The organism is Labilithrix sp. (assembly GCA_019637155.1).
GTDB lineage: Bacteria > Myxococcota_A > Polyangia > Polyangiales > Polyangiaceae > Labilithrix.
The window spans coordinates 113,216-127,738 of record JAHBWE010000007.1 but is presented as its reverse complement, the minus strand read 5'-3'; the positions used below and the strand labels follow the sequence as shown (position 1 = coordinate 127,738).

Genomic DNA, 14,523 nt, shown 5'->3' with positions numbered 1-14,523 from the left:
GATCATAGCGCCCCCGGCGAGTACCGTACCCCCAGCGTCGTCAGCTTGCCCGCGACGAGCACGACGCGGGCGTCCGCCCATTCGAACTGGCCGTACCGCACCTTCACCGCGAACTGACCGCGCGGCGCGAAGAAGAAGCCGAAGATCCCGGAGCTGCCGGTCGCCTTCTCGCCCAGCGTCGGCGTGCCGTTGACGTCGTAGAACGGCGTGATCGGCCGGTCCGGCCCCGCGTCGGTCGCGGTCGGGGTCGCGTCGACCGGCTCGCCCTCGACCTTCGCGCCCGGGAGCGGCCGGTCGTTGCAGTCGTAGACCGCTCCGAACACGATCGCCTTGTCGTCCACGAACGGCAGGTTGACGTCACCGAGCAACGTCGACAGGTCGCCCCGCGTCGCGAGGCGCGCCGCCTGGTACGCCTCGATCGAGAGGTCCGCCGGCTCGTCTTCGGTGTTGAAGCGACGGCTGTGGAGGATCGTCTTGATGAACTCGCCCTTGTGGACGGCGGGGTCCCACGACGCGGGCATCTTGTCGACGTAGAACGTGCCCCTGAACGCGTAGGGGACGTCGGCCGTGACGTAGCCTTGCGCGTCGGTCGTGAGCGGCCCGTCGATCGGCTCCGACGTCGAGCAGTCGACGTCGGTGTCCGGACAGACGAGGACCTCGGCGCCTTCGACCGGCTCGAGCGCGGCGATGTCGAAGAAGCGGACGCGCGTCCGGACGTAGCGCGATCCGTCCTGCTGCGGGATCGTCACCTGGCCGGACGCGCACCAGAGCGGATCCATGCACACGTCGTCGACGCAGGCGGAGCCCTCGAAGTTGGGATCGGCGCGCGTCTGGCAGTCCTTGTCCGTGCGGCACTGCACGACGTCGCGTGCGATGATCGCGTTGCACGCGACGACGAGCAGCGTGACGCCGCCGAGCGCCGCCCCCGCGCCGAGCTTCATGCCGAGCGCCGGCAGAGCCGCGTGAACATCTCCTCGAGGATGGCGTCCGCGGAGCGGCGCGAGCTCTTGAGCGCGACGTCCGTCTCCTGCACGACGACGATCCAGCGTTCGAGCTCACGCGGGCGGAACGCCTTCAGCTTCTTCGCGTGGTCGCGCGCGCGGAACGCGGGGTAGATCCCGGCGCGGCGCGCGGCTTCGTCGATGCTCGCGCCTTCGCGGAGCGCGGAGTCGAGCTTGAGGAGCTGCCGCAGCGACCACGCGATCGCGCCGACGAGCGGGAGGCCGCGATCGCGCGGGTCGTAGACGTCGGCGAAGAGCGCGAGGACCTTGCCGAGGTCCTTCGTGCTCGCCGCGTCGACGAGCTTCCACGTGTCGGCGAGGCGCACGCGCGTCACGCAGGTCGCGACCGCGTCCTCGGTGATCGGGTTGCCGCCGCTCTCGTTCCGCCCGACGTAGAGCGAGAGGCGCTCGAGCACGTCGTCGAGGTACGAGAGATCGGGGCCCGCGATCTGCGCGATGAGCTCGCACACGTCGCGATCGATCGCGTGGCCCTTCTGATCGGCGCGCGCCGCGATCCAGCCCGGGAGCTGACGGCTCTCGACGGTGGCGCAGTCGACCTGGAAGCCGCTCTTCTTCGCGAGCGTGACGAGCTTGCGGCGGCCGTCGAGCTTCTCCGCGACGAGGACGAGGCAGGTCGTGTCGATCGGCGCCTTCGCGTATTCGGCGAGGCGATCGAGCGGCGGCAGCGCCTTGATGTCGGCCTTTCCTTCGTCGTCGCCGGCGCTCGCGTTCGCGTTGTCCCAGCGCTCGAGCCCGCGCACGATGACGACGCGGCGCTTCGCCATCATCGGCACCGTCTTCGTCGCGGCGAGCACCTTGTCGATGCTCGTCTCGCCGGCGGTGTACTTGTCGAGGTTCAGCTCCGCGAGGCCGCCCGCGAGCGCGGCCTTCGCGATCGCGGCGAGGGCCTGATCGCGGAGCAACCGCTCCTCGCCGGTGAGGAGCCACACCGGGAGGAGGTCGCCGCGCTCGGCGCGTTGGATGGCGTCGTGCGGGGTCACGCGCGGCGACGGCGGCGATACGAGACGACGCCGGCGGCGGCGATCGGGAGGAAGAGGACGAGCGCGCTCGCGGGGCTCCGCGCCCCCACCGTCTCGCAGCCGCAGCCGCCCGGCTTCGTCTTGATCTTCTCCTCCTCCGTCTCCTGGAGGCCCTCCTTCGGGACGAAGCCGGTCGCGGTGCCGGTGGGCGTGACCTCGCCCGGCGCGCCGGCGTTGTTGTTCGCGGGGAGCTCGTTCGAGTCGTTCATCGCCTGGTTCGACCCGGCGTCGTAGCCCTCGATCTTCTTGACCTTCGGGTCCTTCGCGTTGAACGCCATCGAGCGGCGGTCGACGACGGGGTTGTCGCCCTTGAGGATCAGCGTCTGCTTGCCGCCGATGATCGTGTTGTCCGACGTGCGGAGCTCCACCGAATACTCGCCGGCCTCGTAGCCGCGGACGCGGGTGAGGCCGAAGTCGAAGTTCGTGCCCTTGAAGATCTTGCCGGTCGCGTCGCTGAAGTTCACGTCGAGGCTCTCGGTGCTCGGCGACTGGCCGGTGAGCGACTGGCGGTTGATGACGGGCTCGGCGTGACCGTCGATGAGCGAGCGCTCGTAGACCATCGTCTTCGTGAAGACGAAGCGCATCGTCTGGTGGGCGGTGAGCGGCGCCTTCGGGAGCTCGATCTTCGCGTAGATGTGCCACGCGCCGGAGACCTCCTGCGCCTCGCGGCTCTTCAGCTGCCAGGAGCCGACCGCCGCGTCGGCGGTGGTGACGAGGGAGACGAGCGTCGCGAGCACGGCGACGAGGAGGAGCCTGACGGGGGAGGAGCGCATCTCGGCGTGGAACCGTAACAGAGGCGCGATCCCTTGGAAAAGAAGGCTTGCACGCGCGTCGTCTCGGTCCTGTTTCCGCCCCCGTTTCCTCGGGGTCGCTTCGTTGACACCCCTCACCCAGGCAGGCACACTTACACGAAGCCGTAGCCTATTTTTCTCAGGGATTTCTTCCATGTCCGAGCACAAGCCGGCGACGAAATCGGGGGCGCCTGACCCTCTGATCGGCCGCGTGATCTCGGACCGCTACAAGATCACGCACCTCATCGCGCGCGGAGGGATGGGGAAGGTCTATCGCGCGGAGCAGGCGCCGCTCGGGCGCTTGTGCGCGATCAAGGTCCTCAACCCGAACTACAGCGGCGACGCCGATCCCGAGTTCCATCGCCGCTTCTTCCGCGAGGCGAGCGTCACCTCGAAGATCACGCACCCGAACTCGGTCACGATCTTCGACTACGGCAAGACCGAGGACGACATCCTCTTCATGGTCATGGAGTACCTGGAGGGCAAGACGCTCCACCAGGCGCTCCGCGAGGCGGGCGTGTTCCACGAGATCCGCGCCGGCCGCATCGCCTCGCAAGTGTGCCGCGCCCTCCGCGAGGCGCACCACCTCGGCGTCATCCATCGCGACCTCAAGCCCGCGAACATCTTCCTCACCCGTCCGTCGACGCGCGCGCCCGACGTGAACGGCACGATCCCGCCGCCGACGGAGGACGACGAGGACTTCGTGAAGGTCCTCGACTTCGGTCTCGTGAAGCACCTCGGCGAGCGCCCGGAGGAGCAGCTCACGCAGACCGGCCTCTTCATGGGCTCGCCGAAGTACATGGCGCCGGAGCAGATCCAGGGCGGTCACGTCGACGAGCGCACGGACATCTATTCGCTCGGCATCATCATGTACGAGATGCTCGCGGGGAAGGTCCCGTTCGAGCGCGCGACGAGCGTGAACATCCTGATGGCGCACGTCGGCGAGCCGCCGCCGCCGATGCGCGAGGTGAACCCGAACCTCCTCTGCTCGCCCGCGTTCGAGGAGATCATCATGTGCTGCATCTCGAAGGAGCCGAGCCAGCGCTTCTCGACGATGGACGAGCTCCTCCAGGCGATCCGCCGCGCGCACGGCGGCTCGATGACGGGCCAGATCGTGGCGCACCCGGGCGCGACCGGCGCGTACTCGGTGAACAACACGGGCCCGCCGCCGCCGATGCGCATCAGCCAGCCGCCGCCTCCGCCGTGGCTCCCGACGCCGAGCCCGGCCCCGGTCCCGCCGGGCCTCGCGGTCTACGGCGCGCGCGCGTCGGCCTCGCTCAAGGCCGCGGCCGCGGCGGCGCAGTCCGGTTATCCGCCGGCGGTGTCGGCGACGGGCCCGCCGCCGCCGATGCGCCCGGCGTACCGCTCCACGCCCGGCGTGACCGGCTCGCACACGGGCATGGGGATGATCCGCGCGGAGCAGGTCGCGGACTACTCGGGCGTGGTGGAGGCGCGCCCGCGCTCGAAGATCTGGGTCGTCTTCGGCATCCTCGTCGCGGCCGGCGTCGGCGGCGGCCTCGGCATGCTCGCGTTCCACTACACCGCGCAGACGCTGCCTCCGGCGCCGGGCTCGGTCGCGCCGCCGAGCGTCGAGCCGCCGGTGGTCCCGCCGCCCGTGCTCCCGCCGGTGCTGCCTTCGGCCTCGGCGTCCGCCGCCACATCCGCGTCTTTGCCGGTAAAACCGGAGAAGCCGGAAAAGACGATCACGATCCGCGTGACGAGCGAGCCGCCCGGCGCGAGCGTGCACGAGGGCGGCAAGGAGCTCTGCGCGAAGACGCCGTGCGAAGTGACCTTCAAGGGCGACGACGCGACGAAGCCGCACAAGCTGCTGCTCGAGGCGAAGGGCTTCAAGCCGGAGACGCGCACGGTGAAGCCGAACGAAAAGACCCTCGACGCGAAGCTCACGAAGGCGGGGAACACCGTCGCGCCGTCGCCTTCGCCGAAGCCCGCCCCGAAGCCGGACCCGTCACCCACCCCGAGCGGCTTCAAAGACGCCTACGAGAAGTAGCGTGACCAGCGCGCCCGACGCAGTGTTCCCGAACCTGCGGCCGGAGGTCGTGGCCGGCTATCGGAACGCGCCCGAGAACGTGTACGCCGAGGTCCTCGACGGCGAGCTTTACCTCACGCCGCGGCCCCGGCCTCGTCATGCACGCGCGGCGGGGGAGCTATTCGGAGAGCTTCGCGGTCCGTTCGATCACGGTCGCGGAGGGCCGGGCGGCTGGACGTTCCTCTACGAACCGGAGCTTCACCTCGGTCGGAGACCGGACATCGTCGATCCCGACATCGCCGGCTGGCGCGCCGGCCGCTTGCCTGCCGATGTCTTCAGCGACGAGGCGCCGGCCGCGATTTCCGTCGCTCCGGATTGGGTCTGCGAGGTGCTCTCCGACAGCACCGAGGCGATCGACCGCGGGAAGAAGCGGCGCATCTACCGGCGTGAGTCGGTCGGTCACTACTGGCTCGTCGATCCGCGCGAGAAGCTGGTCGAGGTCTATCGGCTCGAAGGCGGCCGCTGGGTCGAGGTCGGCGAATACGAAGGTGACGCGGTGGTGCGCGCGGAGCCGTTCGACGCGATCGAGCTCGATCTCTCGCTCCTCTGGAGAAGGCCCGCGCGCGATCCGTAGATCGACCCGGCCTCGGCGCGGAGGCCGCCAGGGCGAGGTCTGCGTGCCTCAAGTGCGCGATCCCACGTAGGGCGATGTGCGGCCTGCTTCGTGCGTGATGCCCGGGCGGAGGTTGGGGTCATGCTTGCTCGTTCGTTCTTCTTCGTTGCTTCTTCGATCGTCTCGCTCTCGCTCGTCGCTTGCTCGTCGCCGCCCGCCGGCGAAGAGGTCGCGGAGGACAGCGCGGATCAGACCGCGCCGATGTGCACCCCCGGCAAGGCGTTCCGCAGCCCCGGCTTCGAGGAAGAGATCGGCGTCGTCGCCTCCGCCCGCGCGCCCTATGTGAAGACGGGCGTCCTGATCGGCAAGGACCTCTTCGCCGACGCGACGAAGGACCCGGTCACGCTCCTCGCGCTCGGCAGCGGTGAGCGCGCGGGGAACGTCCAGCGGATCGCGGACGAGGACTGGCGCCACTGCGGCGGCGCGATCGTCGTCGCGCCCAAGGCGCACGCCGTGTTCGGTGGCGGCGGTCTGACGGCGGCGCAGCTCGAGGGCTGCGCCGAAGACCTCACGCGCCCCGAGTGCGCGACGATCGCGCATTACTGCGAGCCGCGGTCGTTCGAGCTCCCGCCGGGCGCGGCGCCGCGGTGTCTGCTGAAGGAGGGGATCGCGATCGACGCGACCGTCCACGGCGGACCCGCGTGCATCCCCGGCGCCGCGTTCCCGCGCCCCGCCTTCGACGACGAGCTCGAGACGGTGGTGCAGGCGAAGGCCGCGCACGACGCGACCGGCTACGTGCTCTCGCGTGACGTCCCCGCCGGCGACGACATCCGCGCGACGGTGATCGCCGCCGGCAGCGGGGCGCTCGCGGGGAACTTCCAGCTCGTCTCCACCCAGGCGTGGGAGGTCTGCGGCTCGCAGCTCCGTGTCTTTCCGCGCGCGCAGATCGAGTTTCTCGGCGGCGGCCTCACCCGCGAGCAGCTCGAGGAGTGCGCGGCGGACCTCACCGCCGCGCATTGCGCGACGATCGCGCACTACTGCGACGCCGGGAGCTTCTCGCTTCCGTCGCAGGCCGCGCCGCGCTGCCGCCTCCGCGAGGGCATCGAGGTGCAGGCGACCTTCTCGCGCCGGAAGTGACGCGGGCACGCCGCCGTTCGGTACGGGTGCGCGCGCGGCGCTTCGACGACCGCCGTCGCGCGCAGAGCGAAGAGCTCACGACGAACGAGCCCCCTACCTGCGTGCAGCCGAAGGGCGAGCGCGACGTGGCTCAGCGCGACGACGGCGCCGGCGGTCGTCGCGAGCCACGTGCACGCCCCGTCGCAGAGGACGACGAGCAACGCGAGCGCGACGACGCCGTGCAGGAGCTGGACGACGCCGAGACCACGAAGATCGAGCTCTAGCTCGCGCCTCACGCCTCGTCCGCGGCGGCGGCCTCGAGCCGTGCGCGACGGCTCGGCCGCCGGGCGCGGCTCGGCCGCCGGGCGCGGCTCGGCCGCCGGTCACGGCGAATGGCCCGCGTGGCGCGCGCGCCGAGCCGCGCCGCCGCGTGCCCGACGGCGACGTAAGCGTCGGCGTCCGTCGCCGCCGCGAGCACGCTCTCGACCGGCGACGAGAGATGCGCCGACATCGTGCAACGCTTGTCCGGTCCACCCTTCGGACCGTTCTGGTCGACGAGGCGGACGACGACGTCCTCGACGCGCACGGCGTGGCGCCGGAGCGCGAGCTCGAGCTTGCGTCGAATGTGCAGCGCGAGCGCCTCCGAGATCGCGACGTTGGAGGCGCGGACTTCGATCCTCATGCGGGCTCCTTCCTCCCACGAGACGTAGGAGCGATCCGCCTGCCGCTGAAGACCCCATTCCGTGGCCGCAGTGTCCGCCGAAGAGGACGGTCCCGGCGCTCGGTCGTCCCTAGATTCCCATCATGATCGACCAACGGACCTTCATCGCCAAGCACACCAAGACGTTCGGCCTCGTCTTCGTGTTCATGACGGCCGCCGCGATCCTCGTCGAGCTGATCAGCTAGCTCGTCTAGCTTGCTTTGCGGAGCGACGGCGTCTTCGCGCGGTCGCGCTTCTCCGCGGCGATGAACGCGGCCGCGTGTGTGAACAGGATCATGTTGTGGCGGAGCTCGGGCTGGAGCTCTGCGAGCGCCTCGATGAGCGGGCCGCGGTCCTCGTGCGGCGTCTCGTGGAGCCGCGCGAGCACGGCCTCCTTCGCGTCGCTCGCGCGATCCATGCCGTCCGCGTCCAGGCGCCGGATCGCGTCGCGCTCCTCGAGCAGGATCGCGCGGAGGGTCTCGAGGAGTAGCTCTTTGGTCAGCGGTAGGGTGGGCATCGTCAACCGTGCGTGTTGAGGGAAAGGATCTGTTTCGTCACCGCGATGCTGCGCTCGTAGGCCGTGCGCGCGAGCTGGAGCTCCGTGATCTGGGCGGCGGGGTCGCCCTCGATCTCCCTCGCTTCGCGCTCGGCGACGACGCCCTTCGTGTTGGCGAGGACGTCGATCGCGTCGGCGAAGCGGCGCGCGCCGTAGCCGGCCTCGACCTGCGTGCGCACGAGCTGATCGTGGCCGCTCTGGAGGTGCACGATCGTGGCCTGGATGCGGTCCTGATCGTTCGCGTCGAGCGCGTTCGCGAGCTCTTCGAGGTCGGCGAAGACGTCGCGCCCGCCGGCGGCGGTGAAGGCCTTCGCGCCGCTCACGTTGGCGGGGAGGTGCACGCCGTCCATGACCGGGACGCTGATGACCTGGTCGTTGCCCTTGAACGCCCCCGTCGCGAGCTCGAACGGGATCGTGTCCGACTTCGTGCCGCTGAAGATGTAGCGGTCGCCGTATTTGGTATTCCCGACGCTCATCAGCTCGGCGCGCATCGCGCGGACGTCCTGCGCGAGGAGCTTGCGCGTCTCGGGGCTCGCGGTCGCGTTCGCGCCGAGGGCCGCCGCCTCCCGCGCGCGCACCATGATGTCCACGCCCGCCGAGAGCGCGTTGTTGGCGATCTCGAGCTCGCCCTGCGTGCGCGACGCGGTCTGCGCGCGCGTCTCCAGCATCGCGAGGTCGTAGTCGCGCCGGATCTTGGCGCCCCAGGCCGCGGGATCGTCCGAGGGCTTGGTCACGTTCGAGCCGTCCGCCGCGATGCGGGTCGCCTTCTCGAGCCGGGACGCGGCCCGGCTCTGCGCGAGGGTGAGTCCTTCGATGCGGGAACGTTCGGTGACGCGCATGGCTAATGGCTAATGGCTAATGGCTAATGGCTAATTGGATAACGGTCAGTCGTTAGATGGCATTGAGGAGTGTTTGCAGGAGCTCGTCGGCGGTCCGCATCACGCGCGAGGCGGCCTCGAACGCGCGCTGGTATTGGGTGAGGTTGACCATCTCCTCGTCGAGCGAGACGCCGTTCGCGCTGTCGGAGAGCGCCTGCGCGACGGCGAGCGTGTCGGTGCGCAGCTGCACCTCCGCGTCGGCGCCGGCCTTGCGGAAGCCGATGTCGGTCGCCATCGCGGCGTAGCGATCGGGGAGCGTGGCGCCGCCGAACGCGTGCGTGTCGGAGAGCCCCGCGAGCTCGAGCGCGACGACGTTGCCGCCCGGGAGGTTGCCCGCCGCGTCGGAGGCGCCGATGCGCTCGGGGTGGCCGGCGAGATCGGGGTTCAGCGACAGGCTCGCGGCGGCGCCCTTCTCGGCGCCGGAGACGGCGAAGAGCGCGCGGTCGCCGGCGCCGTCGAGGCCGACGCCCTTCTCGTGCACGGCGTTGAAGGCGTTCGCGACGTCGAAGGCGTAGGAGTCGAGGTTCGCCATCGTCTTCGCGAGGTCGGTGTCGCGCGCCTCGCGGAGGCCGCCGAGCGTGCCGGTGTCGACGCGGGCGGTGATCTCCTGCTTCGTGCCGCCCTTGGGCTGTGCGTAGAAGCGCATCGCGCCCGTGCTCGGGTCGAGATCGATCGAGAGCTGCGACGCGTCGTTGCCCGAGACGAGGACCGCGCCCGCCGCGAAGAGCGTGACCTGACCGTTCTCGTCTTCGATCGCCTTCGCGCCGAGGCGCTCGCCGACGCCGTTGATCACCTGATCGCGCTGGTCGCGGAGCGCCCCCGCGTCGCCGCCGCTCGCCTGCGCGATCGCGATCTGCTTGTTCAGATCGGCGATCCGCTTCAGGTTCGCGTTCACCTCCACCGTGACGTCGCCGGCGCGGCCGAGCAGGCTCTCCGACTGCGCGTTGATCGAGGCGGCGGTGGACCGGAGCGCGGCGGCGAGGTTCTCGGTCTTGGCGAGGACGTCGGCGCGGAGCGCGGGGTCGATCGGGAACGCGGTGAGGGCGTTGAACGCCTTCACCAGCGCGAGCGCCTTGTCGCCGAACGAGCCGTCCGGCGGAGCGATCGTGGCCTCGAGCTCGGCGAGCGCGTCGCTCCGCGCGCGGGCGGCGCCTTGCTTGGCCTTCTGGTCGACGACGTGCGCCTGCGCGAAACGATCGACGGTGCGGACGGTCTGTGCGTAACGCACACCGCCGCCCGCCGTCGCCGTCTCGAGGACCGCCGTACGCCGGGCGTAACCCGGGGTCGCGACGTTCGCGACGTTGTTGCCCGTCGTCTGGAGCGCGGCGCTCGCGGCGGTGATGCCGCTGCGCGCGGTCCCCATCAGGCCGAAGAGGCTCATGTCACAGGCTCGCCTGGAGCCGCGGTCGCGCCGGCTTCGCGGAGGCGCAGAGCGCGATCGCGTCGCGGAGGTAGTCGCGCGCGTGCGCGAGCAGGACGAGGTTCTGCCGGAGCTCGCCCTTCAGCTCGAGGAGCGCGCTCGCGAGCTCCTTCTTGTGCTCGTGCTCCGGCGCGGCCATCACGCGCGCGAGGATCGCCTCCTTCGCCGCGCTGGCCGCGGTCACCCCTTTGACGTCGAGGCGCCGGATGGCGTCGCGCTCCTCGGCGAGCGCCTGGCGCATCTGCACGAGGAGCTCCTGCGGGCTCATTCGTCGCCTCCGACGATCTTCGAGGCGATGACGTCGGGATCGACCTTGAAGGTGCCGTTCGCGATCTGACGCTTGAGGTGCTCCACGCCGGCGGCGCGGTTCGAGAGCTCCTGCGCCTGGGCCGACATGTGGATGTCGAGGATCGACGCGCGGTCCGCCGTGGCCGTCGTCGCGGTCGTCGTCGACGTGGCAAGGACGGGCTTCGCCGGCGCGACTCGCTCGATCGTGCTCTGGTATCGGTCGGTGATTCGCATCGTCTTGCTCTCACTCGGAGGAACGGCGGCTTTCGCCGGACCTTGAGGAAGATTCGCTTCTTTTTTCTCAGCTCTTCTCGAGCGCCGCTTTCGCGAGCTGATCCGCGATCATGCGGCCGAAGCCGAGGCCGCCACCCGCCGTCACCGCCGACGCGAAGGCCTCGCTCGCCATGTCGCCGTAGCCGCCTTTGCCGCCGACGTGGACGTTCGAGAGCATCTGCCGCACGAGGATCGCCTCGAAGTCGCGGCCGACCTTCTTCGCGTCTTCCGCCTTCTTCGCGTCGGAAGTGTCCTTGGTTTGCTGGACGTTCTGCGCGAGCGGCGGCGCCTGGACCTTGAAGCTCACTGGACCACCAGCTCCGCCTCGAGCGCGTTCGCGGCGCGGAGGGCCTGGAGGACGCCGGCGAGCTCGCGCGGCGAGAGGCCGAGCGCGCCGAGCGCGGCGGACACGTCGGCGAGCGTGGGCGCGCCCTTCATGTAGGTCACGTCCTTCTTCTCCTCCGTCTTGATGTCGGAGCGCTGGAGCACCTCGGTCCTGCCGGTGCCGAACATGGCCTGCGGCTGCGACGCGATCGGCGTCTCCTTCACCGTGATCGTGAGGTTGCCGTGCACGATGACCGCGGGCGCGAGGCGCACGTCGCCGCCGGCGACGATGGTGCCGCTCCGCTCGTTGATGACGACGCGCGCGCGGCGGACGGGGGTGACCTCGATGTCCTCGAGCTGCGCCATGAGGTCGACGGTCTTGTTCTCGAAGCCGGCCGGCACCTTCACCCGCACGGCGCCGCCGTCGAGGGGGGAGGCCGCGCCGGGGAACTTCGCGTTCACCGCCTCGGCGACGCGCGACGCGACGGTGAACCCCGGCGTCCGGAGCTCGAGCTTGATCGTGCCGTTGTCGACGATCTGAGCGGGGATCTCGCGCTCGACGATCGCGCCCTCGGGGATGCGCCCGGCGGTGAGGGAGCCCTGCTTCTGCGAGGAGCCGCTCGCGCCTCGAGCCTCGTAGCCGCCGAGGACGAGCGCGCCCTGCGCGACGGCGTAGGTCTTCTGGTCCGCGCCCTTCAGCATCGTCTGCACCAGCACGCCGCCGGTGAGCGATTTGGCATTGCCGATCGAAGAAACATTGATGTCGATCTTCGTGCCGGCCTTCGCGAAGGGCGGAATGTTCGCGGTGACGATGACGGCCGCGACGTTGCGGAGCCGGATCTGGTTACTGTCCGTCTGCACCCCGAGCCGCCGCAACATCGACAACACCGACTGCGACGTAAACGGAACGCTCACGTCATCCCCCGTCCCACTCAGCCCAGTAACGAGCCCATACCCGACGAGCTGGTTCTCCCGCGCCCCCCCCGCATCCACCAGATCCCGCAGCCGCTCCGCCCTCGCCTCCCCAGGCCGCAACACGACCCCGAGCACGACGCCGAGAAACACGACCAAAGAGGCAATACGACGCATGGAGACTTTCAAAAAGGATTGACGGTTTCGACGAGCTTGGCGAGCCAGCCTTTGCGCTGTTGATCGGCGATGTCGCCGCGGCCGGTGAACTCGATTTGGGCGTCGGCGATCTTCGACGACGCGATGCTGTTGTCTTGTTTGATGTCGGCGCGGCGGATGAGGCCGGAGACGTAGAGGTGGTACTCCTCGTTGTTGATGAGCACGACCTTCGTGCCCTCGAGGAACAGGTCGCCGTTCGGCATCTCTTTCGCGACGCGGACGGCGATGTTGCCGGAGAGCTCGCCGTTGCGCGCGGTGTCGCCGGCGCCGGCGAAATTCGATTTCGACGCCATGTCGATCAGCTTCGTCGGATCGATGTCGGGATAAGCCTTCTTCAGCGCGGGGACGAGGCCGAGGAGCGCGCTCGCGCCGCCGGTCGTCGACGAGTCCTTCGAGAGGTTCGTCGTCGAGTTGCCCTTCGCGTTGGCCTGCTCGTCGATCTTGATGACGACGAAGTCGCCGACCCGCACCGCGCGCGTGTCCTCGAGCCAGCCGCCGTTCGCCTCGCTGAAAAGCGAGCCGTTCGAGGGCTTCGCCGCCGCGCTCTCCTGCGCATACGCGCCGGGCTCGTACACGCGATGGCGGGGCGTGAAGGGCTGGACGTGGCGCGGCCCGCAGCCGGTGAGCGCGACGACGCCGAACAGGACGAGCCCGAGCGACCGGCGCATCACGAGTCCTCCAGAAGGGCGGCGTGGTCCTTGTCGACGGCGCGGCAGCGAACGATGCGCCCCGAGGGCTTCAGCGTCACCGGCACGATGCCGCCGACGTCCGCGTCGAGCGCGGCGACGCCGGGCACGCTCACCTCGACGAGGCCCTTCTTCACGACGATCGTGATCGGCGCGCCCCGCGGGATGTCCGCGAACGCGGCCTCGGGCGGGAGCGAGACGTCGAGCGGCACCACCGTGCGGAAGATCGGCGTGTCCGCGCTCTCGCTCAGGAACGTCACCGTCGCTTGCACCGTGGTCGGACCGGCGCGGCGCGGCACTGGCGGCAGGTCGACGTTCACGTGGTGGTAGTCGTCGGCGACCTCGACCGCGCTCGCGCGCACCTTGACGAGCTCGGCGCCGCGGGGGAGCTTCTGCGTCGAGAGCGCCGACTTGACGGCGCCGTCGACCTCGAGCGCCGAGAGCTTCCGCGTCTTCCGCGACACGCGCACCGCGCTCGGGATCTTCTTCGGCGCCTGCGCCTTCGCCTCCGCGAACGCCTTCTCGATGTCGGCCTTCTCGATCACGCGCGTACTGCCGATCGGCGGCGTGGGGCCGAGGTCGACGTCGGCGACGGCGCCGGGGAAGATGTCCTTCGCGCGGACGCGCGGACCTTTGACCTCGACGCGCGTGGTCGCGGCGGCGGCGGGCGCCGGGGGAGCGGCCTTCGCGGCGTTCGCGAGGCCGGCGACGAGGACGAGCGCAGCGAAGACCTTCATCCCGCTCACCGCACCTGCGTCGCGTTGCGGAGCATGTCGTCCGCCGCGCTGATGACCTTGGAGTTGACCTCGTACGCGCGCTGCGTGCGGATCATGCCGACCATCTCCTCGACCATCTCGACGTTCGATCCCTCGAGCGCGCCCTGGAGGATCGCGCCGCGGCCGTCCATGCCCGGGTTGCCGCTGATCGGCTCGCCGGACGCGAGCGTCGGCGCGAACATGTTGTGGCCGACCGCCTCGAGCCCGTTCGGGTTGGGGAACGTCGCGATCTGGAGCTGGCCGAGCTGCGTCGTCGTGCGCGCGCTCGCCGAGGTCGCGCTGATCGTGCCGTCGGAGCTGATCGAGATCGACGCGGTGTCGGGCGGGACGTTGATCGGCGGCTCGAGCGAGAGGCCGTCGTTCGTGCAGACGCGGCCCTGCGCGTCGACCTTGAAGTTGCCGGCGCGCGTGAAGCCGATCGTGCCGTCCGGCTTCGTCACGGTGAAGAAGCCGTTGCCCTCGATCGCGAGGTCGAGCTGGTTGCCGGTCTGGATCGTCGCGCCCTGCGAGAACGATCGCGACGTCGACACGACGCGGACGCCGGTGCCGACCTGCGTCCCCGACGGCGCCGCCCCTCCCCCCTGCGTCGGCGCCGCCGCGCGGATGTTCTGATAGAGCAGATCCTCGAACTGCGCGTCCTGGCGCTTGTACCCCGTCGTATTCACGTTCGCGAGGTTGTTCGAGATGGTGTCGAGCTTCGTCTCCTGCGCGACCATGCCCGTGGCGGCGATATTCAGCGATCGGAACATGCGTCATTCCTCTGCGAAGCGTGTGCCCAAGAAAAAGCGTCAAACCGGCCGTCGACCGTCACTGGTCTGACGCTCCCGCGTCGCCCACCACCGACGAGCTCGCGAGCACCTCGTCCGTCCGACACGTCCCATCGACACACGCATACGGCGCATCGCAGTCCGTCTTCCGAAGACACGCCCCATCCCCCGCCGAACAC

The 14,523-nt window shown here is 70.1% G+C and carries 18 protein-coding genes; 4 read left to right on the top strand and 14 right to left on the bottom strand.

The features are described from left to right. Window positions 1–2: 2 nt before the first annotated feature. From KF837_16215 to KF837_16205, 3 genes are read right to left on the bottom strand one after another with little or no spacing between them, the layout of a single operon-like run. Complete coding sequence (locus tag KF837_16215) at window positions 3–941, bottom strand: hypothetical protein (protein ID MBX3228867.1); 939 nt, start codon at window positions 939–941, stop codon at window positions 3–5. Continuing rightward, entirely contained in the window at window positions 938–2,002 is a 1,065-nt protein-coding gene (gene holA / locus KF837_16210; protein MBX3228866.1) for a DNA polymerase III subunit delta, read from the bottom strand. Before holA ends, KF837_16215 begins: the two co-directional genes overlap by 4 nt. After that, the gene (locus KF837_16205) at window positions 1,999–2,814 is read right to left on the bottom strand and encodes a hypothetical protein (protein ID MBX3228865.1); all 816 of its coding nucleotides are present in this window, start codon (window positions 2,812–2,814) and stop codon (window positions 1,999–2,001) included. The genes holA and KF837_16205 overlap by 4 nt, the downstream gene beginning before the upstream one ends. Window positions 2,815–3,043: 229 nt before the next feature. Between KF837_16205 and KF837_16200 the strand changes: the two genes are divergently transcribed. From KF837_16200 to KF837_16185, 4 genes are all read left to right on the top strand, one after another. Beyond that, window positions 3,044–4,840, top strand: coding sequence for a serine/threonine protein kinase (locus KF837_16200; GenBank protein ID MBX3228864.1), 1,797 nt, complete (start codon window positions 3,044–3,046; stop codon window positions 4,838–4,840). Window positions 4,841–4,919: 79 nt separating this feature from the next. After that, entirely contained in the window at window positions 4,920–5,453 is a 534-nt protein-coding gene (locus KF837_16195; protein MBX3228863.1) for a Uma2 family endonuclease, read from the top strand. Between the two features lie 120 nt (window positions 5,454–5,573). Beyond that, a complete protein-coding gene (locus KF837_16190) occupies window positions 5,574–6,569 on the top strand; it encodes a hypothetical protein (protein ID MBX3228862.1) in 996 nt (331 codons plus the stop codon). Window positions 6,570–6,595: 26 nt separating this feature from the next. Next, window positions 6,596–6,832, top strand: a complete 237-nt coding sequence (locus KF837_16185) for a hypothetical protein (GenBank protein ID MBX3228861.1) — start codon at window positions 6,596–6,598, stop codon at window positions 6,830–6,832. An 8-nt stretch (window positions 6,833–6,840) separates the two neighbouring features. On the opposite strand, the gene KF837_16180 is transcribed toward KF837_16185, so the two are convergent. The 11 genes from KF837_16180 to flgG all read right to left on the bottom strand — a co-directional run bounded on the left by KF837_16180 (window position 6,841) and on the right by flgG (window position 14,326). Continuing rightward, a complete protein-coding gene (locus KF837_16180; protein MBX3228860.1) occupies window positions 6,841–7,230 on the bottom strand; it encodes an HPF/RaiA family ribosome-associated protein in 390 nt (129 codons plus the stop codon). A 229-nt stretch (window positions 7,231–7,459) separates the two neighbouring features. Then, window positions 7,460–7,765 (bottom strand): hypothetical protein, encoded by a 306-nt coding sequence (locus KF837_16175; GenBank protein MBX3228859.1) that lies wholly within the window; start codon window positions 7,763–7,765, stop codon window positions 7,460–7,462. A gap of 2 nt (window positions 7,766–7,767) precedes the next feature. Further along, window positions 7,768–8,643, bottom strand: coding sequence for a hypothetical protein (locus KF837_16170; GenBank protein ID MBX3228858.1), 876 nt, complete (start codon window positions 8,641–8,643; stop codon window positions 7,768–7,770). A 52-nt stretch (window positions 8,644–8,695) separates the two neighbouring features. Then, window positions 8,696–10,063, bottom strand: coding sequence for a flagellar hook-associated protein FlgK (gene flgK, locus KF837_16165; protein ID MBX3228857.1), 1,368 nt, complete (start codon window positions 10,061–10,063; stop codon window positions 8,696–8,698). Between the two features lies 1 nt (window position 10,064). Then, window positions 10,065–10,370, bottom strand: a complete 306-nt coding sequence (locus KF837_16160) for a hypothetical protein (GenBank protein MBX3228856.1) — start codon at window positions 10,368–10,370, stop codon at window positions 10,065–10,067. Further along, window positions 10,367–10,624 carry a flagellar biosynthesis anti-sigma factor FlgM gene (locus KF837_16155; GenBank protein MBX3228855.1) on the bottom strand — a complete coding sequence of 86 codons (258 nt, stop codon included), beginning with the start codon at window positions 10,622–10,624 and terminating at the stop codon, window positions 10,367–10,369. Before KF837_16155 ends, KF837_16160 begins: the two co-directional genes overlap by 4 nt. Window positions 10,625–10,691: 67 nt before the next feature. Further along, window positions 10,692–10,970 carry a hypothetical protein gene (locus KF837_16150; protein MBX3228854.1) on the bottom strand — a complete coding sequence of 93 codons (279 nt, stop codon included), beginning with the start codon at window positions 10,968–10,970 and terminating at the stop codon, window positions 10,692–10,694. Further along, window positions 10,967–12,052, bottom strand: coding sequence for a flagellar basal body P-ring protein FlgI (locus KF837_16145; GenBank protein ID MBX3228853.1), 1,086 nt, complete (start codon window positions 12,050–12,052; stop codon window positions 10,967–10,969). Before KF837_16145 ends, KF837_16150 begins: the two co-directional genes overlap by 4 nt. Before the next feature lie 32 nt (window positions 12,053–12,084). After that, window positions 12,085–12,783 carry a flagellar basal body L-ring protein FlgH gene (locus tag KF837_16140; protein MBX3228852.1) on the bottom strand — a complete coding sequence of 233 codons (699 nt, stop codon included), beginning with the start codon at window positions 12,781–12,783 and terminating at the stop codon, window positions 12,085–12,087. Beyond that, window positions 12,783–13,538 (bottom strand): flagella basal body P-ring formation protein FlgA, encoded by a 756-nt coding sequence (locus KF837_16135; protein MBX3228851.1) that lies wholly within the window; start codon window positions 13,536–13,538, stop codon window positions 12,783–12,785. Before KF837_16135 ends, KF837_16140 begins: the two co-directional genes overlap by 1 nt. 5 nt (window positions 13,539–13,543) lie before the next feature. Then, window positions 13,544–14,326: a flagellar basal-body rod protein FlgG gene (gene flgG, locus KF837_16130; GenBank protein MBX3228850.1), complete on the bottom strand. Its 783-nt coding sequence runs from the start codon at window positions 14,324–14,326 to the stop codon at window positions 13,544–13,546. Window positions 14,327–14,523: the final 197 nt, after the last annotated feature.